The 22,455-nt window shown below is 69.0% G+C and carries 23 protein-coding genes and 1 pseudogene; 9 read left to right on the top strand and 15 right to left on the bottom strand.

Annotated features, from left to right (window positions below; translation table 11 throughout):
- Nucleotides 1–10: 10 nt before the first annotated feature.
- Nucleotides 11–250, top strand: a complete 240-nt coding sequence (locus D0D37_RS46840; protein WP_162834476.1) for a hypothetical protein — start codon at nt 11–13, stop codon at nt 248–250.
- 127 nt (nt 251–377) lie between these two features.
- Here the strand turns inward: D0D37_RS46840 and D0D37_RS26180 are convergent.
- The 3 genes and pseudogenes from D0D37_RS26180 to D0D37_RS26170 all read right to left on the bottom strand — a co-directional run.
- A pseudogene (locus D0D37_RS26180) lies at nt 378–686 on the bottom strand (SRPBCC domain-containing protein); the annotation flags it as partial.
- Entirely contained in the window at nt 683–1,018 is a 336-nt protein-coding gene (locus D0D37_RS26175) for an ArsR/SmtB family transcription factor (RefSeq protein WP_116203256.1), read from the bottom strand. The gene D0D37_RS26175 and the pseudogene D0D37_RS26180, both read right to left, overlap by 4 nt.
- A gap of 435 nt (nt 1,019–1,453) precedes the next feature.
- Nucleotides 1,454–2,080: a TetR/AcrR family transcriptional regulator gene (locus D0D37_RS26170; RefSeq protein ID WP_116203255.1), complete on the bottom strand. Its 627-nt coding sequence runs from the start codon at nt 2,078–2,080 to the stop codon at nt 1,454–1,456.
- Between the two features lie 59 nt (nt 2,081–2,139).
- On the opposite strand from D0D37_RS26170, the gene D0D37_RS26165 reads away from it, so the two are divergent.
- On the top strand, nt 2,140–2,745 hold the full coding sequence (locus D0D37_RS26165) for a class I SAM-dependent methyltransferase (protein WP_116203254.1): 606 nt from the start codon (nt 2,140–2,142) through the stop codon (nt 2,743–2,745).
- 44 nt (nt 2,746–2,789) lie between these two features.
- Nucleotides 2,790–4,244 carry an amidohydrolase gene (locus D0D37_RS26160; RefSeq protein WP_116203253.1) on the top strand — a complete coding sequence of 485 codons (1,455 nt, stop codon included), beginning with the start codon at nt 2,790–2,792 and terminating at the stop codon, nt 4,242–4,244.
- 1 nt (nt 4,245) lies between these two features.
- Here the strand turns inward: D0D37_RS26160 and D0D37_RS26155 are convergent, their stop codons facing one another.
- The gene (locus D0D37_RS26155; RefSeq protein ID WP_116203252.1) at nt 4,246–5,010 is read right to left on the bottom strand and encodes an SDR family oxidoreductase; all 765 of its coding nucleotides are present in this window, start codon (nt 5,008–5,010) and stop codon (nt 4,246–4,248) included.
- Between the two features lie 101 nt (nt 5,011–5,111).
- Here D0D37_RS26155 and D0D37_RS26150 point away from each other — a divergent pair, with 101 nt between their 5' ends.
- The gene (locus tag D0D37_RS26150; RefSeq protein WP_116203251.1) at nt 5,112–5,951 is read left to right on the top strand and encodes a helix-turn-helix transcriptional regulator; all 840 of its coding nucleotides are present in this window, start codon (nt 5,112–5,114) and stop codon (nt 5,949–5,951) included.
- A gap of 53 nt (nt 5,952–6,004) precedes the next feature.
- Here D0D37_RS26150 and D0D37_RS26145 read toward each other — a convergent pair whose 3' ends face one another.
- On the bottom strand, nt 6,005–6,382 hold the full coding sequence (locus D0D37_RS26145; RefSeq protein WP_116203250.1) for a winged helix-turn-helix transcriptional regulator: 378 nt from the start codon (nt 6,380–6,382) through the stop codon (nt 6,005–6,007).
- Nucleotides 6,383–6,471: 89 nt separating this feature from the next.
- Here D0D37_RS26145 and D0D37_RS26140 point away from each other — a divergent pair, with 89 nt between their 5' ends.
- A complete protein-coding gene (locus D0D37_RS26140; RefSeq protein ID WP_116203249.1) occupies nt 6,472–7,314 on the top strand; it encodes an NAD(P)H-binding protein in 843 nt (280 codons plus the stop codon).
- On the opposite strand, the gene D0D37_RS26135 is transcribed toward D0D37_RS26140, so the two are convergent.
- From D0D37_RS26135 to D0D37_RS26115, 5 genes are all read right to left on the bottom strand, one after another.
- Nucleotides 7,315–7,863: a phosphoribosyltransferase family protein gene (locus D0D37_RS26135; RefSeq protein ID WP_116203248.1), complete on the bottom strand. Its 549-nt coding sequence runs from the start codon at nt 7,861–7,863 to the stop codon at nt 7,315–7,317. It abuts the gene before it with no gap.
- A gap of 40 nt (nt 7,864–7,903) precedes the next feature.
- Entirely contained in the window at nt 7,904–8,773 is an 870-nt protein-coding gene (locus D0D37_RS26130) for an SAM-dependent methyltransferase (protein WP_116203247.1), read from the bottom strand.
- Between the two features lie 39 nt (nt 8,774–8,812).
- The gene (locus tag D0D37_RS26125) at nt 8,813–9,691 is read right to left on the bottom strand and encodes a helix-turn-helix domain-containing protein (RefSeq protein ID WP_244223680.1); all 879 of its coding nucleotides are present in this window, start codon (nt 9,689–9,691) and stop codon (nt 8,813–8,815) included.
- Nucleotides 9,692–9,843: 152 nt separating this feature from the next.
- A complete protein-coding gene (locus D0D37_RS26120) occupies nt 9,844–10,122 on the bottom strand; it encodes a DUF397 domain-containing protein (RefSeq protein WP_162834475.1) in 279 nt (92 codons plus the stop codon).
- An 853-nt stretch (nt 10,123–10,975) separates the two neighbouring features.
- Nucleotides 10,976–11,314: a hypothetical protein gene (locus tag D0D37_RS26115; protein ID WP_162834474.1), complete on the bottom strand. Its 339-nt coding sequence runs from the start codon at nt 11,312–11,314 to the stop codon at nt 10,976–10,978.
- Between the two features lie 486 nt (nt 11,315–11,800).
- Between D0D37_RS26115 and D0D37_RS26110 the strand changes: the two genes are divergently transcribed.
- From D0D37_RS26110 to D0D37_RS26095, 4 genes are all read left to right on the top strand, one after another.
- Nucleotides 11,801–12,427: a maleylpyruvate isomerase family mycothiol-dependent enzyme gene (locus tag D0D37_RS26110; protein ID WP_116203243.1), complete on the top strand. Its 627-nt coding sequence runs from the start codon at nt 11,801–11,803 to the stop codon at nt 12,425–12,427.
- 518 nt (nt 12,428–12,945) lie between these two features.
- Nucleotides 12,946–13,176 (top strand): HC3 family zinc finger protein, encoded by a 231-nt coding sequence (locus D0D37_RS26105; protein WP_116203242.1) that lies wholly within the window; start codon nt 12,946–12,948, stop codon nt 13,174–13,176.
- A 313-nt stretch (nt 13,177–13,489) separates the two neighbouring features.
- Nucleotides 13,490–13,963 carry a hypothetical protein gene (locus D0D37_RS26100; protein WP_116203241.1) on the top strand — a complete coding sequence of 158 codons (474 nt, stop codon included), beginning with the start codon at nt 13,490–13,492 and terminating at the stop codon, nt 13,961–13,963.
- Nucleotides 13,964–14,317: 354 nt separating this feature from the next.
- Nucleotides 14,318–14,803 (top strand): DUF2127 domain-containing protein, encoded by a 486-nt coding sequence (locus D0D37_RS26095; RefSeq protein WP_116203240.1) that lies wholly within the window; start codon nt 14,318–14,320, stop codon nt 14,801–14,803.
- Between the two features lie 6 nt (nt 14,804–14,809).
- Here the strand turns inward: D0D37_RS26095 and D0D37_RS26090 are convergent, their stop codons facing one another.
- The 5 genes from D0D37_RS26090 to D0D37_RS26070 form a co-directional block, all read right to left on the bottom strand.
- Nucleotides 14,810–15,511: a PP2C family protein-serine/threonine phosphatase gene (locus tag D0D37_RS26090; protein ID WP_116203239.1), complete on the bottom strand. Its 702-nt coding sequence runs from the start codon at nt 15,509–15,511 to the stop codon at nt 14,810–14,812.
- A gap of 88 nt (nt 15,512–15,599) precedes the next feature.
- Entirely contained in the window at nt 15,600–17,417 is a 1,818-nt protein-coding gene (locus tag D0D37_RS26085; protein WP_116203238.1) for an ArnT family glycosyltransferase, read from the bottom strand.
- Nucleotides 17,414–18,679: a bifunctional glycosyltransferase family 2/GtrA family protein gene (locus D0D37_RS26080; protein WP_116203237.1), complete on the bottom strand. Its 1,266-nt coding sequence runs from the start codon at nt 18,677–18,679 to the stop codon at nt 17,414–17,416. The genes D0D37_RS26085 and D0D37_RS26080 overlap by 4 nt, the downstream gene beginning before the upstream one ends.
- 103 nt (nt 18,680–18,782) lie before the next feature.
- Nucleotides 18,783–20,594, bottom strand: a complete 1,812-nt coding sequence (locus tag D0D37_RS26075; protein ID WP_116203236.1) for a glycosyltransferase family 39 protein — start codon at nt 20,592–20,594, stop codon at nt 18,783–18,785.
- 39 nt (nt 20,595–20,633) lie between these two features.
- Nucleotides 20,634–22,157 carry a sensor histidine kinase gene (locus D0D37_RS26070; protein ID WP_116203235.1) on the bottom strand — a complete coding sequence of 508 codons (1,524 nt, stop codon included), beginning with the start codon at nt 22,155–22,157 and terminating at the stop codon, nt 20,634–20,636.
- Between the last annotated feature and the right edge of the window lie 298 nt (nt 22,158–22,455).

Genomic DNA, 22,455 nt, shown 5'->3' with positions numbered 1-22,455 from the left:
GGTTCCGATCGTGTCCGATACGACGTACTTCGGCAGCGAATTCATCCGCTCAGCGTCCGGATCGGTGACGGCAGGCCAGTCCCGGGCGAACGAGGCGGCCGAACAACAGACCGTCGGCGCGATCCAGCCGCTCGGAGGCGCACTGGACGAAGGTCTGGTCGAGAGGCGGGACGAACCACCCGCCGGTGTCCTCTGTGGACTATCCAGCTACCTGCATCAGGAGCCGCTTTCCGCGATCTGGGCGAGCTGAGCGGTGACAGCGCCCCATCCGTCAGCGAATCCGAGATCAGCGTGGCGTTCCCTCGACGCCGGGTCCCGTGTCGAACGACGATGCGATAGTCCGTGCCGTCCGGGTGATCGCGAAGGACGACCTCGGCTGTCATCGCCACCGGTTGTGGATTGGCTGGCCGCCAACTGCTGTCGAGCGCGTTGGTGAAAACGAGCCGCTCGCAGTCCTCCACGACGAGGAAACACGCGTCAAGATGCGGGACGAACGCGGTGCCGTCCTCGCTCATCCGCGTGACGAACGCACCCCCGGCGCGCACGTCCAGTTCCTCGACGCGGCACCGCAGCGGCGCGGGGATCCACCACCGCGAGAGGCTGGCCGGGTCGGTCCAGGCGTCCCAGACGCGCTTGCGGGGCGCGCGGATGACGCGGTCGAGCGAGAGATCGAGGTCGGGGTTCACGGCTGGTCCTCCTGGCCGGTGACGAATTGCTCGAGCCGGTCGGTGCGCCCGGCCCAGACGTGCCGCTGCTCGGCGAGCCAGTCCTCGACGAGCGCGAACCGCTCGCGATTCAGCTCGCACGTGCGCACCCGCCCGGACTTCACGGTGCGGATCAGCCCGTGCGACTCGAGCATCCGGACGTGCTTCATGAAGGAGGGCAAGGTCATCGGCGCCTCGCCCGCGAGATCGCCGACACTCGCCGGCCCCCGCCCGAGCCGCCGCACGACGGCCCGTCGAGTCGCATCGGCGAGGGCCGTGAAGACGCCGTCGAGGACGGTCGAATACTGAGCCATGAGGCTAAGTATTGCGGGCGAGGATAGTTAGCGCAAGGGCTAAGTGTTGAGAGGGGTGGCTGCGCGGCGCGAACTGCCTGTCACTTCATCTGAGCGGTGCAGACCGGAGTTGGTCGAAGAGCGCGTCGCTGGCACGGCGTGGCTGAGCGCGGGACACCTGCTCAGGGCAAGCTGGATATCCGGCTCGCCGCCAAAATCACGGGGGGCGGACAAGTCTGGCGCGGTCGGAGAACCGGCCCGCGACTCAGCGAAAAAAGTGGCAACCGAGGGAGTTGAACCCTGCGCGGCTTGTGAAGGCGGCGCTCCTGACCGGCCCTGACCCTTCGGCGGGCGACGGCTGCCATGCTTTGCGTATACCCGCTTCAACACGCTCTCCCACATGGGAATTCCTCGCGTCCCCGATCGGATGAACCCGCGCAGTGTCCCGAGGCCGGCTCAGGAGCCGTCGATCTCGCACAGTTGACTGAGCAGGGTCTCCTCTGCCCACCGTTCCCACTTGCCCGCCGCCCAGCCGCGTTCTCGCGTGAACACCAGGTACAACTCGGGGCTCAGCACTCCGTACAGGACGTCGGCGGCGTGCCGTGCCGACACCCCCGGTCGTGCGCCGGGTTTCGAGACCAGGGACTTCGCGGCGGTGTGCTGGACGGTGTAGCGCGGGTCGCGGTCCGGCCAGAGGGCGGCGATCTCCGGATCCGTCGCGGCGGCGGCCGCGATGACCGGGACGATCGGCGCGACCCGGTCGAGGATGCGGCGGGTGCCCCGGACGTGGCGGCGCAGGTGGTCGCCGGCGGTCGGTGCGGCGAGCGCGGCGCGGAACCAGTCGCGGCCCATGGTCTCGACCGGTTCGGCGTCGCCGGCGATGGTCGTGTCGACGACTTCCTTGAACAGGGCGCGCTTGTTGCCGAAGACGAAGTAGACGGTCTGCACCGCCACCTCGGCCCGGCTCGCGACGTCCTGCAGGCTCGTCGCCCCGTAGCCCTTCTCGGCGAACAGCTCGCCCGCCGCGGCGGTGATCTTCGCGCGGGTCCGGCGGGATCGTTCGGTCTGCTTGGCATTGCTCACGAAGGAGAGTATATCTCTAGAGAGAAACACTAGAGTTGGACTCTAAAAAGGAGCGCGCCATGGTCGAGCAGGCAGCGGAACAGTCCGAGCAGGAGCTGGAAGAGTTCGTCCGGCGGGCCCTCGAGTCCTACTACCGGGACGGGCCGCCGTGGGACACCGGCATCACCCCGCCGGAACTGGTCGAGACGGTGGCGGAACTCCCGGCCGGACGGGCGCTCGAACTGGGTTGCGGCACTGGCACCAATGCCGTCTACCTGGCCGGAAACGGCTGGGAGGTGGTCGGCGTCGACCTGATCGAAAGCGCGGTCCGGCAGGCGCGGGCGAAAGCCGACGAGGCAGGTGTGGCCGCGCGGCTGCTGCACGGCGACGTCACCCGGCTCGACGAACTCGCGGTCGGCGACGGGTTCTCGCTCGTGTTCGACCTGAGCTGTTTCTGCGGCATCCCGCCGCATCGGCGCGACGCCTACGCGGCCGGCGTCACGCGCGCGGCGGCCCCGGGCGCTCGTCTGCTGATGTTCGGCTACGGCATGGAGGCTTTCAACGACGGAATCTTCGGCATGACCGCGGACGAACTGCGCTCCCGGTTCCCCGGCTGGGACCTCACCGACATCACGCCCGGCACGAACCCGTTCCCGACGTACTGGTTCACCCTGCGGCGCCGGTGAGATAGTCCTTCACCCGACCCGGCCCGGGCTGGCAGGCTGGGCGGATGGACGATCTTCTCCTCCGCCGCGTCCGGGTCGGGTTGCGGGGGCCGCTCGCTGACGTTCGAGTGCGCGCCGGTGTCGTGTCGGCTGTCGAAGAGCCTGGGAGCGGTGCGGGATTCGCCGCGCGGGTGCTTGACGGGCATGGCGGCACGCTCCTCCCGGGACTCGTCGACGCGCACGCGCATCTGGTCCAGTGGGCCGGTTTCCGCAGGCGCATCCCGCTGGACAGCGCGCAGTCCGCCGTGGGGGCGGTCGAGTTGTTGATGGAGAAGCTGCTCGAAGCTCCGGTGCAGGACCTCGTCGTCGGAGTCGGGTTTCGGGACGGGCTTTGGCCGGATAAGCCGCACAAGGAGCTGCTGCAGCGCGCGCTCCCCGGCCGCGCGGTGGCGTTGTTCAGCGCGGATTTGCATACGTTGTGGCTCAGTCCGGCGGCGTTGAAGCTGATCGGGCGAGAGCATCCGACCGGCGTCTTGCTGGAGAACGACTGCATGAGCGCCACGGCCGCGTTGCCGTCCGCGCCGGTCGAGGTCCAGGACGGCTGGGTCGCTGACGCGCTGGCCGCCGCGGCCAAGCGGGGCGTGACGTCGGTGGTCGATTACGAATACGCGGACACGGTCGCGGACTGGACTCGTCGGGCCGCCAACACAAAACCAGCCACTCGGGTTTCCTGTGTCATCGCGAGGTATTTGCTGGACGAGACTATCCAAAGAGGACACCGGACCGGCGACGTGCTGGAAGCAGGCGAGGGGTTGCTCACGGTCGGTCCGTTCAAGCTGTTCGTCGACGGCTCGCTCAATACCCGCACGGCTTACTGCCACGACTCGTACCCGGGGTCCGGCGAGAAGGGGTTGCTGGAGCTGCCGCTGGAGGAACTGGTGCCATTGATGCGCCGCGCGCATGAGCACGGCCTGACCCCGGCGGTGCACGCGATCGGCGACCACGCCAACACCATCGCGCTGGACGCCTTCGCGGAGGTCGGCTGTCCAGGCCGGATCGAGCACGCGCAGTTGTTGCGGCCCGAGGACGTGCCGAGGTTTGCCGCGCTCGGGCTGGTCGCGAGTGTGCAACCCGCGCACCAGCCCGACGACCGCGACGTCGCCGACCGGCATTGGCACGGCCGCACTGACCGCGCGTACGCCTACCGTGCCTTGCTGGAATCCGGTGCCCGCCTGGAACTCGGCTCGGACGCGCCGGTCGCGCCGCTGGATCCGTGGGACGGCATCGCCGCCGCGGTCGGCCGGACTGACGACGAGCGGCCGCCGTGGCATCCGGAGCAGGCTATTCCGCTGGCGGACGCGTTGGCGGCGTCGTCGGGTGGCCGCCGTGGCGTCGAAGTCGGTGATGTGGCTGATCTGGTGTTGACGGCGGCTGATCCGAGTGGGCTGTCTGCCAAGGAGCTTCGGGAGATGCCGGTGTCCGCGACGTTTGTGTCGGGGAGGCCCACGTACTTGGCGTAGCTCACTTCCCGTGCGGGTCCGCGGCGTTGAGCATCGCCACCACCTGGTGGTAGTCGCCGCGAGCCTCGCCGTAGCGGAGGAACTTGACGTTCTCGACCTGGATCTCGGTGGCGTCCGGCTGCGTTTCGAGCAACTCCAGGACCTCGGCGACGAAGGCGTCCAGCGGCATCGCGAACTCGCTTTCCTCCTGGCCGGGCAGCAGCGCGGTGCGCACGGCGGGCGGCTCCAGTTCGACGACCCTCACCGAGGTGTCGGCCAGCTGCAGCCGCAGCGATTCGCTGAGCAGGTGGATGGCGGCCTTCGACGCGTTGTAGCTCGGCGTGGCCTTCAGCGGCGCGAAGGCGAGGCCGGAGGAGACGGTGAGGATGGTGGCGTCCGGTCGGGTCTGCAGGTGCTCGACGAACGCGGCGATGAGCCGGATCGGGCCGAGGATGTTCGTGGTCACGGTCGCTTCCGCGCTGTCCAAAAAGGACTCCGGACGATGCCAGTCCTCGACGCGCATGATGCCCGCCATCGGGACGAGCACGTTGAGGTCCGGGTGCTTCGCGAGCACCTCCTTGGCCGCGGCCTCGATGCTCGCCGGGTCGGTGGTGTCGATCTGCACGGTGTCGAGGCCGGGGTGGTCGGCGGCGATTTGCGCGAGCAGTTCGGTGCGCCGCCCGCCGACGATGACGGTGTTGCCCTTCGCCTGCAGCTCACGGGCGAGAGCCAGGCCGATGCCGCTGGTCGAGCCGGGGATGAAGACGGTGTTTCCGGTGATGTTCATGCCACTGAGTTTCGGCGGGCAGGGGCGACGGCGGCAGAGACCGCATATCGGGGGATCGGCGATCCCTGGCTGGCGAGCCCGGCCGAGTCGATACTGGACACATGGATCGAGCTGAGCTGGCTGTCTTCCTCCGCAGCCGCCGCGAAGGGCTGCGGCCCGAGGACGTCGGCCTGCCCGCGGGCGCGCGGCGGCGGACGACCGGGCTGCGGCGCGAGGAAGTCGCGACGCTGGCGGCGATGTCCACCGACTATTACACGCGCCTGGAGCAGCAACGCGGACCGCAGCCGAGCGAGCAGATGCTGGCTGCGCTGGCCAGGGCCTTGCGGCTGACCGACGACGAGCGCGACTACCTGTTCCACCTCGCCGGCCGCAACGCACCGTCACCGATCGTAGCGGCGACGCACGTCGCGCCCGCGTTGCTGCGGGTGCTTGACCGGCTGTCGGACACGCCCGCGCTCATCCTGTCGAACCTCGGCGAGGTGCTGGTGCAAAACCGGTTCGCGGACGCGTTGTACGGCGACCGGTCGCAATACACCGGACTTGCGCGCAGCGAGATCTACCGGTGGTTCACGAACCCGGACGAACGACTGGTCTATCCCGCGCATGACCGGGACCGCCAGAGCCGTGCGCTGGTGGCGAACCTGCGGGTGGTGCACGGGTCGATGGGGCCGCGCTCGCGCGCGGGCGAGCTGGTGCGCGCGTTGACCCGCGAGAGTCGCGAGTTCGCGCGGTTGTGGGACGAACACCAAGTGGCCAAACGGTTTGAGGACCACAAGGTGCTCGTGCATCCGCAGCTGGGAGAGATCGAGGTGGACTGCCAGGTGCTGTTCACCGAGGACCAGTCGCAGGCGTTGCTGGTGCTGACCGCTCCGCCGCGGAGCGAGGCCTACGAGAAGATCCAGCTGCTGGGGGTGCTGGGGAACGAGCAGTTCGCGGGTTAGGGCCTCGTGAGTGTTTATGCCGGTTAGAACCGGGATTGCCACTCACGAGGGCATCAGCGCGGAAGCGGGCCGGTGTAGGAGTCGCGGGCCTTCTCGACAGCTGGCAGATGCTCGTCAGTCCACTCGGCGAGCGCGGCGAACACCGGCGACAGGCTTCGGCCGAGTTCGGTGATCTCGTACTCGACGCGCGGCGGCACCTCGGCGTAGTAGTGCCGCTCCACCAAACCGTCGCGCTCGAGCTGCCGGAGCCGTTGCGTGAGTACCTTCCCGGTCGCGCCGAGCCGCCGTTCCAGTTCGACGAAGCGCACTGGGCCGGACTGGCTGAGCGTCCACAGGATCGGGGTCGTCCACCGGCTGAACAGCAGGTCGACGGCCGGGCTGATCCGGCACGCGGCGAGCGGATCGGCCCCGGTGCGCTCGGTGGTGGTCATACGGCTCCAATACTTTCCCTGGGGAACCTACTGTACGGCGGCTTTTAGCCTCGCTGTGTCGCTTTCGACCCCTAGCTGAGGAGCAAGTCTTGATCGTCGTCACTGGTGCCACAGGCAACGTCGGCCGCCTGCTGGTCGAGTCCCTGACCGAATCCGGCCACGCCGTGACCGCCGTTTCCCGCGGGGTGACCTCTCCGCCGCCTTCGCGACCCGGCGTCACCCCGATGGTCGCGGATCTGGCGGACGCGGACAGCCTGGCCCCGGCGTTGAAAGGCGCGGACGCACTGTTTCTGCTGGTCTCCGGCGCGGGCGCGCACGTCGACGGGGAAGCCATCATGCAGGCGGCCGTCAACGCTGGAATCGAGCGGGTTGTCCTGCAGTCGTCCCAGGCCGCCGGTACTCGACCCAGCGCGGTTTCGCACGCGCCGCTCGCCGCGTTGGAAGAAGCTGTCCGGTCGTCCGGTCTGGAGTGGACGGTCCTTCGTCCCGGCGGGTTCACGACCAACACCTTCGCGTGGATCCCGTCGATCCGGGCGCAGCGCAAGGTTTTCTCGCCGTTCGGCGACGTCGCGCTCCCTGCCGTGGACCCGCTCGACATCGCGGAAGTCGCCGCTTCCGCGCTGACGGGTCGCGACCACGCGGGACGGACTTATGTCCTCACCGGACCGGAGGCGACGAGCCCCCGGCGGCGCGCGGACCTCCTCGGCGCTGCGCTCGGGGAGCCGCTGGAGTTCGTCGAACTTGGCCGTGCGCAGGCACGGGAGCAGATGGTGCAGCAGATGCCGGAGCCGGTCGCCGACGGCACGCTCGCCATCCTCGGCGAGCCCCTGCCGGAGGAGCTTCGAGTCAGTCCTGACGTCGAGAAGGTGCTGGGCCGCCCGGCAACCTCGTTCGCTTCGTGGGCCAGCCGCAGCGTCGACGCGTTCCGGTGATCAGAAGTCGCGCGAGTGCAGGAGGGATCGCACGCGCAGTTGCCGGCGGGGTTCGTGGCGGCGGAGCCCGTCGACGATCACGGCGACGCCGATCCACGTCGCCCCGGCGTCGGCTACCAGGGCTTGCGCGGCGAAGGCCTGGCCGCCGGTGTCGATCCAGTCGTCCACCAGCAGCGCGCGGTCGCCCGCCTGCAGCAGGCGGCGGCTGAAGCCGAGCCGGAGGTGCCGGTCCTGGTAGTCCGGCGGCGAGGTGCGCTGGAGCCAACGGTCCGAATCGCAGGCCGGGTACCGGTTTTTGCGCACCTCGACGAAGCCCGCGCCGAGTGCCACCGCGACCAGCGGACCGAGCAGCGACCCGCGGGATTCGGGGCCCAGCACGACATTCGGCTGTTCGTCGGCGAACAGCTCGGCGAGCGCCGGCCCCAGTTCCCGCAGCAGTTCGGGCGCACGCCACCATCCCGTCGGGTCGGGGTAGCGGCCGTAGTCCGTCCGGTCCCCGAGCACGACGGTGGCTTCGCGGATCCGGTCCGCCACAGTGCTCGTACGCATGCGTCGATGGTCGCAGCGGCGCCTGCCCGAAGCGAGCGATTTACGGCTTCCGCGCCGCTCCGGCGAGAATCACCGAATGCGCCGGGGTCGGGAACTCGACCTGCGGCGCGCCCTCGCCGGACTCCTCCGGATGCCACGACGGCGTCCAGGTGAGTCCGGGTTCGAGCATCTCGAACGACCCGAACAGCGCCTGGATCTCCTCGCGCGACCGCCAGATCACCGGGCTGCTCGACCGGTCGTAGAGCTGCTTCAGCTCGACCAGGCCGGCGTCCACGTCGGAGGGAACGCCCTGGTCGGTGATGTGCGAGATGGCGAGAAACGAACCAGGGGCAAGGAGATCGCGGTACTGCGCGACGAGCGACGGGCCGAGGTCTTCGGTGCCGCCGCTGTCCTCGGCGGGCGGCTGCTGGACGTGCAGCACCGCGATCAGCAGCAACGCGAGCGGCTTCTCGACGTCGATCACGCCGGTCGCGGAGATCTGTTCCCACAGCCGTTGCGGATCGCGCATGTCGGCGTGGATCACCGCGTGCCGGCCGAGGTCGCCCGACTCGCGCAGCAGGGTCTCCGAATGCGCCACGGCGACCGGTTCGTAGTCGACGTAGCAGACGCGGGTCTCGCCCGGCGCGAGTTCGTCGGCGACCTGGTGCGCGTGGCCCATCGTCGGCACGCCGGAGCCGATGTCGACGAACTGGCGCACGCCCTTTTTCACCAGATGCCGCACGAGCCGGTGCAGGAACAACCGGTTGGCCTTCGCGATCGGGCGGATCAGCGGGAACTCGCGGATCACCTCGTCGGCGAAGTCCCGGTCGATCGTCCAGTTCGTGGTGCCGCCGAGATAGTAGTCGTACACCCGCGCGACGCTCGGGTGGTCGAGATCGACCCCGGGAGGCGGGAAGGGTTCGTCGGCCACCGGTGGCTGTTCCTTTCGTTCGGGACTTCGGGACTTCGGTCAGCGGGAGGGCGGCGCGCAGCGGCTCGCCCATTCCTTGAGGTACTGCAAGGACTCCTCGCGCGACAGCGTGGCGGCGAGCTGCGCCTCCCACGACTCCTCGTAGGAGGCGAACTCGTCCTGGCCCTGCCCCACGGTGATCAGCTTGACCTTGGTTTCCTGGTAAGCGAAATCGGCGAGGTCGGGCTGGCCGAAGCGGAGGATCGTGAAATCCTCGTCCGGGTAGGCGGCCGCGTCGCGCGGGAGGATCCGGACCTCGGCGAAGGGATGCGTTTCGACGATCCGGATCATGTGCTCGAGCTGATCGGTCGCGATGCTGGCCTTGGTGCCGTAGACGAGTTTCTCGATGCAGCTGTACTCGAGCATGAAGATCGTCCGCGGACTCGGGCAGGCGTCGAAAAGCCGTTGCCGCGCCTTGCGTTCGCCGACCCGGTCGGTGACCCGCTCCTGGCGGCTGGCCTGGAACTGCGCGAGCATGTAATACTCCGATTGGAGCAGCCCCGGAATGCGGTTCCCGGTCCAGCTGAGGATTTCCGCCGCGGCTTGTTCGCGCTCCAGGACCTCGCGGAACCACTGCGGCGTGATCATCCTCCGCTCGGCACGGCGCGCGGAAGGATCGTTGGCCTGGTTGAGTTCCCGCAGCCGAGCGGCGTCGGCGGGCGGGATGTCCAGCACCTCGATGATCCGCTCGAGGTCGTCGGGCCGGGTGCCCGCCTTGCCGGATTCGATTTTCTGGATCTTGGGCTGTTTGCAGCCGATCCCGTCGGCGAGGTCGACCTGGGTCAGCCCGCGCGCGGTGCGCCACCTGAGGATCCGGGAGCCCAGCCGGGAACGCTGGGTGCGCAGGGAGGGCGGCGGTTGCCGGATCGGGGAGGTCACCAGGGGCTCCGTCATTTCGTCCAGGGGCCGATGTGAGAACCTCCGATGATAATGCGCCGACCCGGCGGGCAAAACTCCGGGTCGGCGCCTTTTCGCAAGGTTCTCTCCGCCGGACGGCGGTTCCGGCCGGATGCTTTCGCGGTCGTGCCTGGTCAGCCGTCGAATTCCCCGCGCCGCACGGCGGCCACGAAGTCGGCCCACTCGCCCCGGTCGAAGACCAGGACGGGGGAGCTGTCGATCTTGCTGTCCCGCACGCCGACGAGCCCGTCCCCGGCCAGGTTGACCTCGACGCAGTTGCCGGAATTCGGCCCGCAGGCAGCGGGTTTCCGCCAGGCGTGGTCAGGGAAGCGAGCGCCCGGACCGGCTGCCGGAAGACGGTGCGCCTGGGCCGGGTGCTGACGCGCGTGCTCGTGCGGGTCGAAGGTGTCCACTGCAACCCCTCGTTTTCTTGTGTGCGATCGGTGAATGGAATATTCCGTGCTGAACGGAATGTGTTCGGAATATTCCTGAGGGTAGTGGGCCGGTGGATCAATCGCGCTGTGCGTCGGGGATTTCACCTGAATGGACACTTCTCGTGCATTGGGGGGTGCTTTCGCACGTGCAATGAGGAATTGATTGTGCGGATATCGTTGTTGCTGGGGATGAGGGTTGCTTTTTTCGTGGTCTTTCAGGGTGCGGCGTGGGGCAGGGTGTCTGTGGTTGACAATCGCCTGTTGAGCGGTTGATCAGCTCGGCTGTCGGGTGCTGTTTCGGTTGCGTCGCTTGCGATGCGGGCTTCTGGTGCGGTGGGTGCAGGGCGGACCCCGGTGCCGAGGGCTTCGGCGCTGCGTTGCGGATCTGGGTGTCGGGACGACGCTCTCCGAGCCGAGCCAGTGAGCAGAAGCCGGGCCAGCGGGTCGAGTCGCGCCGACTGGGGGTGGCGGAGCCCGGTGGACGGCCGAGCAGGGGGTTGAGCCGAGCGATCCAGGCGACCGCCAAGCGGCCGCGGACTGGGCAGGTCGAGGCGGCGGGTTGCGCTGTGCGGATAGGCGGAGCGAATCGAGCGAATACACCGAATCCAGCCGAGGCCGCGTCATGTCGATTCGGCAGCGAACTCCGCATTGCCTTTGCCTCCGACCACCGTCGCCCGTCACTGGCCGAGCGCTGAGCAGCCCTCACCCAACTTCGGAAACAGTCCCGCGACAGCAACCCTCGTCTCCCGGTGCCCGGCCCTGCCCGGCCGGGCACCGGGAGCGCAGAACGCGGGCGGCCTTGTGCCGCCGCCGGCGTCCGCTTCGAGGGTGGTCAGGCGTCCCGGCTGGCGGTGTGCCGTCTGCGCAGCACCGCGCCGGTGACAGGTACGAGGGCTGCACCGCCCGCGGTGGCGAGCCCGGCCAGGACTCCGGCGGTCGCGAAGACGATCGCGGTCGCGCCGACGAGCAGGACCAGCAGCAGCGCGATCAGCTGCCACGGCCGAGTCCCGCCGTCCGGCTGCCGCGCGGCCAGTTCGGCCGACGTCCGCGCGGTCTTCCACGACGGGTAAGCCGGGCGCGTGCTCGGCCGCGGCGACGGCACCGCCGGCGCGGGTTGCGGCATGCCCGGTTCGTGAAACGTCACGGTCACCCGGCCGGGGCGTTGACTCACGGCGACGGCATACGGTCTGTCGTCGCCGGTGTCCGATTTTTCTGTCCGACGGTGTGCCTGTCCTGCATTTTCCGCGCCAGGACCGGTCATTGTGGATCCTTTCTCGTCCGCCGGAAAAGTGCCGGAACACAGTTCCCAGCCCGCCCCCGAGGGGAACTGGTTCCGGCGGCCGCGGCGGGCGTCCGGGGAATGGAATATTCCACCCTCTTAACCCCTCCTGCCTGCGGCAACGCCATCTTTGCATGCCCGCCGCCGATCGCGCTAACCCGGGGCGGAAAATTCTTCGCAGAGGCCGTCCGATGCGGTGTTTCCGGAACGGGTATTCACGATCTGCCGGGCTATTCCGGGCGTTATCAATGCGCGCATATCTAACCCGATCAGGTGAAGATGCGCAGAGAGGCACTTTGGGGTTCCTTGTTCTGATCGACCCGGCGAACGCGAGAGGACCGCTGCTACAGTGAGTATCTGCCGGGGACAGGGGAGGGCATGGACGTACGGACGCTGGCTCGCGAGGAGCGCGCCGACTTCGCGGACTTCCTCGAGACGCTGGCCCCGGAGCACTGGGATGAGCCGACGCTGTGTGTCGGCTGGAACGTGCGCTCGGTCATCGCTCATGTCGTGAGCTACGACGAACTCGGCGGACGCCAGCTGGCGCAGCGGTTCGTCCGCGCGGGGCTGTCGCTGCGCCGGTGCAACGAGACCGGTATCGCCGAGTACCGGGTGCGCGCGCCGGAGGACCTGATCGGCGTCATGCGCCGGAACCCGCAGCCGGGCCGGATTCTCGGCAAGTTCGGCGGGATGATCGGCTTCCTCGACGGCCTGATCCACCAACAGGACATCCGCCGCCCGCTAGGACTGCCGCGAACGATCCCGGCCGCGCGATTGCGCAGGGCGCTGGATCTGTCGCTGCGCTCGCCGCCGCTCGGGGCGTCGCGCCGGTTGCGGGGCCTGCGCGCGATCGCGACCGACCTGGACTGGACGTCCGGGAACGGCCTCGAAGTCCGCGGCCCGGCGGAGGCGTTGCTGCTCACTCTGGCTGGCCGTCGCGCCGCTGCGAACGATCTGGCTGGCCCGGGTCTCGACGTGCTGGTGAGCCGCACGACCGTGGCGTGATCCGGCCGGGCATTGAGCTGCTGGGGAGTTTTGACTCGCGGTGCGTAACCAGTCGGACTGCTGTGACGTGCTTCCGGCCAGCTGCCAGCCGCGCGGCCTTGGCCTGACCCGCCCAGCGTGCTGATTATTTGGACCACTGTCGTGTGATAACCCTCGCGCGGGGGTTGCGTATGCGCTTGGCGACAGCAGTCATAGCCGCGACCGCACTCCCGAAAGCGAGGTGATGCCCGCGGACGCCCGCCGCCTTCCCCCCTCGCGGCACCCGTGACTGCTGCCGCGCCTCGCATCGCTGAGGCAGCACGGGTGCCGTAACAACCGCGGCGGCGTCCGCCCTCCGGGGTGTCACCAGCTGGTGACATCTAACTCGGCGGTAACCCGCGTCTCGTCCCCGACGCGTGCGGAGAGTGCTTGTGGCTCAAGGGAAACCCCCGCTCCGATGATCACCCGGGCCGGGGGCTTGCGTTACGCGTGGGCGACATCTCAAATGGGACTCCAAGCACCACAAGGGGAGGAGTCCGGTGTTCAGATGGCAGCAGGCGGAAGGAAAACGGCACGCGATGGACGCGCCGTTCGCGCCGAGACCTGGGGAAACGTTCACCGCGCTGTGCGGAGCCGAAGTCACGGTCGCCCGCCATGACGTGCCGCAACTCGGCGGCCATTGGTTCGATCCGACGTGCTCCGACTGCGCGGAGGAATGGCTCCGCCAGGAGGGACAGGCCCGCTCGAGCGAAGAACGGTGCCTGGCGTGAGCAGTGCGGTGGCCGTCTTGCAGGCGCGGATCGCGGCGGGGCCGGATTCGGCGAGCGATGGAGTTGCTGCAGATCGCTGGACGCTGACATTGAGGCTGGTGCTGGGACTGACATCGGAATTGGCATCGATACCACCGGCGGCAACGCCGAAGTCGGCCCCGGCGACGCGTGCGGAACTGGCGTCGAGAGGGACGCTGGCACCGGCGCGAGGGTTGGCGGCTGCGGTGGCGGCACTCAGCTCGGTACCCACGTGGGTGTTCGATGCGGTGGGAGGCTGGTGTCCGGGCGACACGGCACTCGCGGGGAACGGCGCATGACCGGGCGCTGGAGCAGGCTTCCGGAGCAGCGCGGTTCAGCGGTCGGGCTCACCGGCCCCGAACTGGTCACCTGGATTCGCGACCTGCAAGCCACCCTGGCACTCGACCTCGCGTTCCTGACCCGAGCGCTCGACGAACGATCCCCGCGACCGGACGCGGTGCGGGACCTCGGCGAGCGGCTCCTCGACCTCGGCCGGGCGTTGATCCGGCGGGCCGATCACCTCAACGAGACAGTCCTGGCGAGCCTGCCCGCGCACGGCTGGCTTCCGCAGGCAGGCGCGGCGGAGAACGCGGTCCGGCTGGCGCATCAAGTCGGACGCCGCCCGCTTCGCTGCGGGCCGGTGTACCTCGGACTGTGCGGGGCGGCGTGTTTTCCGGTGTTCGGGCAGGACCCGCACAATCACACGAAACGGTACGAGCGGTGCGCGGAATGCCAGAGCAAGGGTGGTGCCGCGATGCTCCGCGAGTGAAGGGAAAGCCCGGCGGCGAGAGCGAAACCGGGCTGTCGAGCTTGTCGCGGGGCGGAGCGGGTTCGGCTGGGGGCAGGTCGTGTAGGTTGCCGGTGAAGGTCTGAGCGAGCCGAGCCTCACGGTCTGCACAGCAGATCACTCGGCCGATACCCGAGCTGCCGGGCACGCAAACCGGAGCACGGGGCAGCGCCAGAGGACGCCTGAACCAGGGCACGGGGCCGGAATCCGAGCCGCGCGGCGCGCGAGCCGGATCGCCGGTCCGCAACCGGGCCGCAGGGCACGCAAACCGGATCACCTGTCGGAAACCCGGCTATCAACCCAGCACCCCGCGGGATTTTCCGGTTTCCTGTACCGATGAGCGAGGAGACCTCCACCCGTTCCACCGAGCGGCTGTTCCGGATCGCGATCACGCTGAAGGGCCTCGACGGGGCCCTTCAGCTGATCGGGGCGCTGATCCTGGCGTTCATCCCCGCGACGGCCGTCACCGGGTTTGTGAACGCGGTCATCACCCGCGACCTGCTCGGGGACCCCTCCGGCACGCTCGCGCGGCATCTGGAAACCGCCGCCGAGCACTTTGCCGGCGGCGGGACCAAGACGTTCGCTGTCGCGTACCTGCTGGCGCACGGGTTGCTCAAACTCGGCCTCGTGTGGGCGCTCGCGCGCAAATGGGTGCGCGCCTACCCGGTCGCGATGGTCGTGCTCGCCGCGTTCGTCGTGTACGAGATCTATCGTGCCTTCGAAACGCACTCCATCGCGCTGCCGTTCTTCGCCGCGATCGACGCGGTGATCATCGTGCTCGTCTTTCGCGAGTACCGGAACCTCAAACGCGATCACGCCTGACCTCGCTCAGGCGGCAGCGGGAAACCTTTCCGTCACCAACGTCGCCACATCCGCCGGTTCCACGAACAGAGCCGTCGCGTTGTCGCGGCCGCCTAAGGCGATGGCGGTCGCGACCAGAGCGGACGCCCCACGGGCGGGGTCGGCCAAGATTTCGTCGATCGTGGCGGGCGTCAGGACCTTGTGCACGCCGTCGCTGGTCAGCAGGAGGCCTCCGCTCGACGTTTCCGTCGTGCCGATCTCCTCCGGCTTCGTCGTGCGCACGCTCGTGGTCACCAGGTGTTCCATCCGCGGCGAGTACGGCTGGTGCCGCGACCGGAAGTACTCCGCCAGCGTGTGATCCTGCGTCAGCTTGTGGATCATCGACCCGTCCCAGGCGTACGCCCGCACGTCGCCGACCCACGCGATTCGGTACCCGCCCGCGAAGGGCATCGCCACGACCAACACCGCGTCTCCGGTGCCGCCCAGCCGGTGAACTGCTTGCTGTGCGGCCAAAATCGCCTTGACCGGGCCCGACTCAACCGGGGTGCGCGCGGCGGCCGCGGCGGCGACCTGTGCGGCTCGCCCGGCACCGGGGTCGTCCCCGACGCCGTCGGCGAGCGCGAAGGTGATTCCGGGCGCCCCAGCGGCCGCGTAGGCGCTCACCGCGTCGGCATTGCGCTCGCGCGGTCCCTGCTCGCTCGCGGTGTGCCAGCGTGGATATCCGGCCATCGTGACCTCCCGGGCGTTCCCTGCGGATGACTCTCCGTGCTTTCCAGAATGCGCCTCGTTCCTGGGAGGAGGCTGAGGATCCGCGCTCTCACCGGGTGAGCTGGTAGACAGTTTCGCCACCGACCGTGGTCGGGGCGAAGTTCGCGGCCACCCACTCGGAGATGTCGTTCGAACCGCCGCCCCGGCCGCCGTCCACGTAGTACGCCACTTCGCCCGCCGCGACGTACTGCTTGAACTGCTCCAGCGTCGGGGCCGGATCACTGCCGTCCCAGCCGCCGATGCCGATCACCGACTTCCCGCTCGCCAGCTCCAGGCTCGCCGCCGACTGCGATCCGGTCGTCGCCGCGGCCCACTTCGTCGTCGTGCCGCCCAGCAGCTGACCGACGGAGCCGCTGGTCTCTTCTATGCCGCCGCCGAAACCGCCCATGCCGCTGGTACGCGGTCCCGAAGTCGGGATAGAACCGCTGTGCGGCAAGGAAACCGTCTCCACCGCGTATCCCGCGGTGCCGACTCCGAGCGTCAGGACGATCGCCGCCGCCAAGCCGATCAAGACGGTCCGCGCCCGAGGCGCCCCGACCACCACAATGGTGCTCACCAGCAACCCCAGCACCACGATTATCCAGCGCAGCAAAGGGAACCAATCCGGCGTGCGGTCGAGCAGGATGAAGTCCCACACCGCGGTCGCCGCGATCATCCCGCCCAGCACCATCCTCGGCGCGGTGTGTGCTCGACCGCGCCACAGCGCGTGTCCGGAAATAGCGACCAGCGCGGCGATCGCGGGCGCGAGCTGCACCGCGTAATACGGATGCACGGTGCCGCTCATGAAGCTGAACACCAGCCCGGTCACGAGCAGCCACCCGCCCCAGACCACCAGCGACGCCCGGGTCCGGTCGGTCCGCGCCGCCTGCCGGGTGAACCACAACCCGGCCACCAGGCCGAGCAACGCGGCGGGCAGCAACCACGAGACCTCGGTGCCGAAGCTCGCGCCGAACATCCGCCCGAGGCCGGAACTGCCGCCGAACGCGGTGTTCCCGCCGCCGCCGAGACTGCTGCCCATCCCGCCGCCGTTGCCCTGCCCGCCGAAGATCCGCCCGAGCCCGTTGTACGCGAGCGCCAGCTCCAGCAGGCTGTTCCCGGTCGACCCGCCGATGTAGGGCCGCGAAGCTGAAGGCCACATCTCCACCAGCGCCACGAACCAGCCAGCCGACACGACCACCGCGACCCCGGCGTAAACCAAGTGCAGCAACCGTTTCCCGAGCCCGGTCGGCGCGGCGATCAGGTACGCCAGCGCGAACGCGGGCAGCACGAGGAACGCCTGCATCATCTTCGTCAAGAAGCCGAATCCGATTGCCACGCCGGCGAAAACGAGCCACCCAGGGCTGGCCTTCTCAAGCGCCCGCACCGTGCAGTACGCACCGGCGATCAGCAATAGCGTGAGCAAGGCGTCCGGATTGTTGAAGCGGAACATCAACGCGGCGACCGGCGTCAGCGCGAGCATCGCACCGGCCAGCAAACCCGGCAATGGCCCGGAAACCCGGCGCACAGTCAGGTAAAGCAACCCGACCGAGCCGACCCCCATGAGCGCCTGCGGGGCCAGCACGGTGAAGCTGGAGAAGCCGAACACTCGCGCGAATGCCGTCCCTACCCACAACGCGGCAGGCGGTTTGTCGACAGTGATCACGTTCCCGGCGTCCAGCGAACCGAACAGCCACGCCTTCATGCTCTGCGTGCCCGATTGCACGGCCGCGGCGTAGAACGAGTTGCCGAATCCGGAAGCGGTCAGATCCCAGAAGTACAGGACAGCGGTGAGCACCAGGAGACCGAACACCGACGGACGGATCCAGCGAGGCGTCGCGCGATCCGGCGCGTCCGAGGCGGCAGGCCGGGCGGACAGGACAGTGGTCAAGACGACTCCTCGGCAGCGGCACGGCGCGGATTGAAGACCCAGCCCCGCAGCAGCAGGAAACGGAGCACCGTGGCGGCGAGGTTCGCCAGCACGAGCACGGTCGTCTCCAGCACGAGCCCGGGATGGGTGGTGTGGTTGAGCAGGGCGAGCGAACCGCTGGTCAGCGCCAGCCCGAGGCCGAACACGATCAGCCCTTCGAACTGATGCCGTCCGGCGCCGGTCCGGCCGCGGACGCCGAACGTCACCCGCCGGTTCACCGCGGTGTTCGCGATAGCGGTGACGAGCAGCGCGGTGAAGTTGGCTGCCTGCGCGCCGACCATTGTCCGCAGCAGCAGGAAAAGCAGCAGATACGCGACAGTGCTGGCGACGCCGACCGCGGCGAACCGCACGAGTTGTTTGACCAGGCTCGGGGACACTCCGGGGGCCTCCACGCCGATCGGTTCGCGGCCGAGTTGTTCGCGCAGCCGGTGGACGGGAATCTCGCCGGTGAAGGTCGCGCGGGTGACCCTGGCGATGCCTTTGAGGTCTGCGGCGGCGGTCGCGATGAGGTCGACCGACGAGTCAGGGTCGTCGACCCAGTCGACCGGCACCTCGTGGATCCGCAGCCCGGCGCGCTGGGCGAGCACGAGGAGTTCGGTATCGAAAAACCAGCCGGTGTCGCGCACATGGGGGAGCAGCGCGCGGGCGACGTCGGCTCGGATCGCCTTGAACCCGCACTGCGCGTCGGAGAATCTCGCGGCGAGAGTGCCGCGGAGGATCAGGTTGTAGCAGCGGGAGATGAACTCGCGCTTCGGTCCGCGCACCACCCGGGCGCCACGGGCGAGCCTGCTGCCGATCGCGACGTCCGAATGTCCGGACAACAGCGGCGCGACGAGCGGGTCCAGCGCGGCCAGGTCGGTGGACAGGTCCACGTCCATGTAGGCCAGCACGGCGGCGTCCGACGCGGACCAGACCGCCTGCAGCGCGCGCCCGCGGCCCTTCTCGTCCAGGTGGTGCACCTCGACCTCGGGGAACTCGCGGGCCAGCCGTTCGGCGACGGCAAGGGTTTTGTCGGTGCTCGCGTTGTCCGCGACGGTGATCCGGTACGGGTAGCCGGCGCGTTCGGCGAGATGCGCCCGCAGTCTGCGGATGCACGGTTCGAGGTCGGATTCCTCGTTGTAGACCGGGATGACGACGTCGAGCACGGGATGCGGGCCGCCGAGGCCGACCGGAGTCGTCCCGGGCCGCGGGGCGCCGCTGCGGGAGGGGGCGGTGGCGTTCATGGGATCACCGTCGTCTGCCGGGCTTTGGCCACGTTGTGGTGTTCCTGTGCCTGCGCTGTGCGACCTTCGCCCGCTCGGGTGATCTTGGCCGCACGGCACGGAATCAGGCAGTCAGGTCATACACGCTGACACCGTCCACTGTGGTCATTCGGTAGTTCTCGGCCACCCACTGGACGATCCGGGCGGCCGCGTCGCTTCCGCTGCCGGAGCCGCGCATGGTCAGGCCGTCGCCGAGGAAGTAGCGGACCTGTCCTTCCCGGACGTACTGCTCGAACTGCGCGAGCGTCGGATACGGGTCGGTGCCGTTGAATCCGCCCACCGCGAGCACCGGTTCGCCGCTGCCTAGCTGGTATCCGGCGGCGTTGTTGGATCCGACGGTCGCCGCGGCCCACCGGTGATCGCCGGACTTCTGCAGCAAGGCCGTCAGGTTCGCGCCGGGCATCGTGGTGCCGAGCAATCCGCCGCCGCCGAACATCTGCCGCGTATTCGGCCCGGCGGACGGAATCGCGCCGGTGTGCGGAGTGGATGCGGTGGCGAGGCTGTACGCGCCGGTTCCGGTCAGCAGCACGACGAGACCCAGTACCGCGGCGACCCGTCCGAAGTGCTGGACGAAAAACAGTGCGATAGCGGCCAAAAGCCCGAGGACGAGCACAGTTGGGGCAAGCCACGGCTGCCAAGAACCGTCCAGCAGCAGATAAGCCGTCACCGTCGTCAGCGCGACACCGCCGCTCAAAAGCCCGACGGCGGCCGGATTGCCGCGGATCCGCCACAACTGGACGGCCGCGATCCCGACGAGCGCGGCGATCGCCGGGGCGAGGGCGACGGTGTAGTACGGGTGGATGATCCCGCCCATGAAGCTGAACACCGCGGCGGTCACGAGCAGCCAGCCGCCCCAGAGCAGCAACGAAGCCCGGCTGCGGTCGGTGCGCGGTGCGTAGCGGGTGAACCACAGGCCAGCGGCGAGTCCTAGCACCGCCGCGGGCAGCAACCAGGCGATGCCGCCCGCCATCTCGCTGCCGAACAACCGAAACAGTCCGGTGCTGCCCCAACCGCCGCCCGGACTTCCGCCGACACTGCCGGTCTCATCGCCGGTGATGCGGCCGAAACCGTTGTACCCCAAGGTGAGTTCGAGCAAGCTGTTGTTCTGCGAACCACCGATGTACGGCCGGTCGGCGGCTGGCCACAACGCCACGACGGCGAGATACCAGCCTGCTGCCACCACAACGGCGGCGAGACCGGCGAGCAGGTGCAGGAAACGTTTGCCGAGGGCGATCGGCGCGGCGACAAGGTAGGCGAGTGCGAAGGCAGGCAGGACGAGAAACGCTTGCAGCATCTTGGCGAGAAAGCCGAATCCGACTGCCACGCCGGCGAAAACGAGCCACCAAGGGCTGGCCTTTTCGATCGCGCGCACCGTGCAATAGGCAGCAGCGATCAGCAGCAGGACAAGCAACGCGTCGGGGTTGTTGAAGCGGAAGATCAATGCCGCAGCCGGAGTGAGCGTAAGCACCGCGCCAGCGAGCAATCCTGCTGCCGCGCCTGAAGTGCGCCGCACAGTCGCGTACAGCAACCACGTGGATCCGACACCCATCAACGCTTGCGGCACCAAGACGCTCCACGCGTTCACCCCGAACAGCCGCGCGGACAGGCTGATCACCCAGAGCGCGGCGGGCGTCTTGTCCACGGTGATGCCGTTGGCCGCGTCAGTAGACCCGAAGAACAGCGCCTTCCAGCTCTGCGATCCGGCTTGCGCGGCGGCGGAGTAGAACGCGTTCGCCCAGCCGGACGCGCCGAGATCCCACAGATACAGCGCGGCCGTGGCGAGGAGCAGCAGCACGAGGGCCGGACGCACCCACCTCGGCTCGGCGCGCTGTACCGGCGCGGCGGGAACGGCTGAAGGGGTCGCGACTGCGGTCATGCGGCCAGCCTCGCGGCGTGACCTGGGGCCGGGGTGTGCTTACCCTGTGTGCCCGCTGTGGGACCTGGGGTCAGGCGCGAGCGGCGTGCGCTGCGCCGGGACCGCGATCGGCAACCGCACGGCGAAGGAGGTTTGACCGGGGCGGCTGCGCATCGCGATGGCGCCGTGGTGGGCGGTCAGCACCGCAGCGGCGATCGCCAGGCCCAGTCCGGTCGAACCAGCCGCCCGCGATCGCGACGAATCGCCGCGGGCGAAGCGTTCGAACACCGCTGGCTGCAGTTCGGGCGGGATGCCCGGGCCGTCGTCGGTCACGGTCACCACGGCGCTGCCGTCTGCGGACCGGGTGAGGGCGGTGACGACGGTGCTGCCGGGCGGAGTGTGGACGCGCGCGTTCGCGAGCAGGTTCGCCAAAACCTGGTGCAGGCGTTGGACATCGCCCAGTACGAGGATTGGTTCGTCCGGCAATGCGAGCTGCCAGACGTGGTGGGGACCGGCTACGTGCGCGTCGCCGACGGCGTCCGCGACCAAGCGGGTCAGATCGACTTCGGCGACGTCGAGCGGGCGGCCCGCGTCCAGGCGGGCGAGCAGGAGGAGGTCTTCGACGAGGGCCGTCATCCGGTCGGCTTCGGACTCGATTCGGGTCATTGAATGCGCGACGTCCGGTGGGGCATAGCTGTCCGAGCGGCCAGCGAGTTCGGCGTAGCCGCGGATGGCGGCGAGCGGGGTGCGCAGTTCGTGGCTGGCGTCCGCGACGAATCGGCGGACGCGTAGTTCGCTGGCGTGCCGGGCTTCCAGCGCGGAGGAGATGTGGCCGAGCATGTGGTTCAGCGCCGCGCCGACCTGGCCGACTTCGGTGCGGGGATCGGTGTCCTGGGCGGGGACTCGGACGGACAGGTCGACGTCGCCTCGGTCCAGGGGGAGTTCGGAGACCCGTGATGCGGTTTCCGCGACGCGTTCCAGCGGGCGGAGGGTTCGGCGGACTGCGAAGGCACCTAGGAAGGCTGCGCCGGTTACTCCGGCGGCGGCTACGCCGAAGAGGATCAGGCCGACTGTCAGCAGCGTCTGTTGCATTGGTGCCAGGGGGACGCCGGTGATGACTATGCCGTCGGGGATGGGGATGGCGGTTAGGCGGTAGTCGCCGAGGTTGCCGAGGGTGCGGGTGTAGGGGCGGCCGCTTGCCGGGGGGTCTTGCAGTGCCGCCAGTTCGTCGGAGGTGAGGGTTATGCGCTGGCCGTGCGGGGAGAGCCAGCCGCCGGTGCCGTCTGTGCCGTCGGAGTCGAAGTGGGCGGTGACGGTGCCTGCGCCTTGGCCTGGGGCGTCTAGGGGGTTGCGTTCGTTGGCGCCGGGAGGGCCTGGGTGGGTGGCGAAGTCCAGGGCGCGGGCGGTGGCTGCGGAGAGTTGGGTGTCGGTTTGGGTCAGGAGGAAGGCGCGTAGGGCGAATTCGCTGATTACGCCGATGGTCAGGCAGACGAGGGAGAGGAGGATTACTACTGAGACGGTGAGTTTTGTGCGCAGGGATTGCCGGCGCGGGTGGGCGGCGGCGAATCTTGCGCGGAGAGTCATGCTTCGAGCGTGCGGTTTTTGGGTGTGGGGGTGATGTGTGGTTGCTGTGAGGGTGCTGTGCGGGGGCGGCTCGTCGCCTGGCGGCGACATTGCTGCCTGGGTTGCGTGGGGCACCCCGAAGGTTGATTGTGCTGACGGTTCGGGGGTGCTTGTCAAGGCGGGAAAGATGCCTTGACAAGCACCCCCGAACCGCAGGGAGGCTTCGTATCGGGGTGCGGGGGAGGGGCTGGGTGCCTCGATCGGTGGGAGCAGCGGCTGTCTGTTATACGCCTCTCCGAGGCCACGAGAACGAGGCTGA

The sequence above is a fragment of the Amycolatopsis circi genome, assembly GCF_003385235.1.
GTDB classification, from domain to species: Bacteria; Actinomycetota; Actinomycetes; order Mycobacteriales; family Pseudonocardiaceae; genus Amycolatopsis; species Amycolatopsis circi.
This window is presented reverse-complemented; position numbering and strand designations above follow the sequence as displayed.

Coding starts and splice junctions, on each gene's coding strand:
- D0D37_RS26175 (WP_116203256.1), bottom strand. CDS start 1,018: ATGGCTCAGTATTCGACCGTCCTCGACGGCGTCTTCACGGCCCTCGCC.
- D0D37_RS26165 (WP_116203254.1), top strand. CDS start 2,140: ATGGTCGAGCAGGCAGCGGAACAGTCCGAGCAGGAGCTGGAAGAGTTC.
- D0D37_RS26160 (WP_116203253.1), top strand. CDS start 2,790: ATGGACGATCTTCTCCTCCGCCGCGTCCGGGTCGGGTTGCGGGGGCCG.
- D0D37_RS26155 (WP_116203252.1), bottom strand. CDS start 5,010: ATGAACATCACCGGAAACACCGTCTTCATCCCCGGCTCGACCAGCGGC.
- D0D37_RS26150 (WP_116203251.1), top strand. CDS start 5,112: ATGGATCGAGCTGAGCTGGCTGTCTTCCTCCGCAGCCGCCGCGAAGGG.
- D0D37_RS26145 (WP_116203250.1), bottom strand. CDS start 6,382: ATGACCACCACCGAGCGCACCGGGGCCGATCCGCTCGCCGCGTGCCGG.
- D0D37_RS26135 (WP_116203248.1), bottom strand. CDS start 7,863: ATGCGTACGAGCACTGTGGCGGACCGGATCCGCGAAGCCACCGTCGTG.
- D0D37_RS26110 (WP_116203243.1), top strand. CDS start 11,801: ATGGACGTACGGACGCTGGCTCGCGAGGAGCGCGCCGACTTCGCGGAC.
- D0D37_RS26100 (WP_116203241.1), top strand. CDS start 13,490: ATGACCGGGCGCTGGAGCAGGCTTCCGGAGCAGCGCGGTTCAGCGGTC.
- D0D37_RS26095 (WP_116203240.1), top strand. CDS start 14,318: ATGAGCGAGGAGACCTCCACCCGTTCCACCGAGCGGCTGTTCCGGATC.
- D0D37_RS26090 (WP_116203239.1), bottom strand. CDS start 15,511: ATGGCCGGATATCCACGCTGGCACACCGCGAGCGAGCAGGGACCGCGC.
- D0D37_RS26080 (WP_116203237.1), bottom strand. CDS start 18,679: ATGAACGCCACCGCCCCCTCCCGCAGCGGCGCCCCGCGGCCCGGGACG.
- D0D37_RS26075 (WP_116203236.1), bottom strand. CDS start 20,594: ATGACCGCAGTCGCGACCCCTTCAGCCGTTCCCGCCGCGCCGGTACAG.
- D0D37_RS26070 (WP_116203235.1), bottom strand. CDS start 22,157: ATGACTCTCCGCGCAAGATTCGCCGCCGCCCACCCGCGCCGGCAATCC.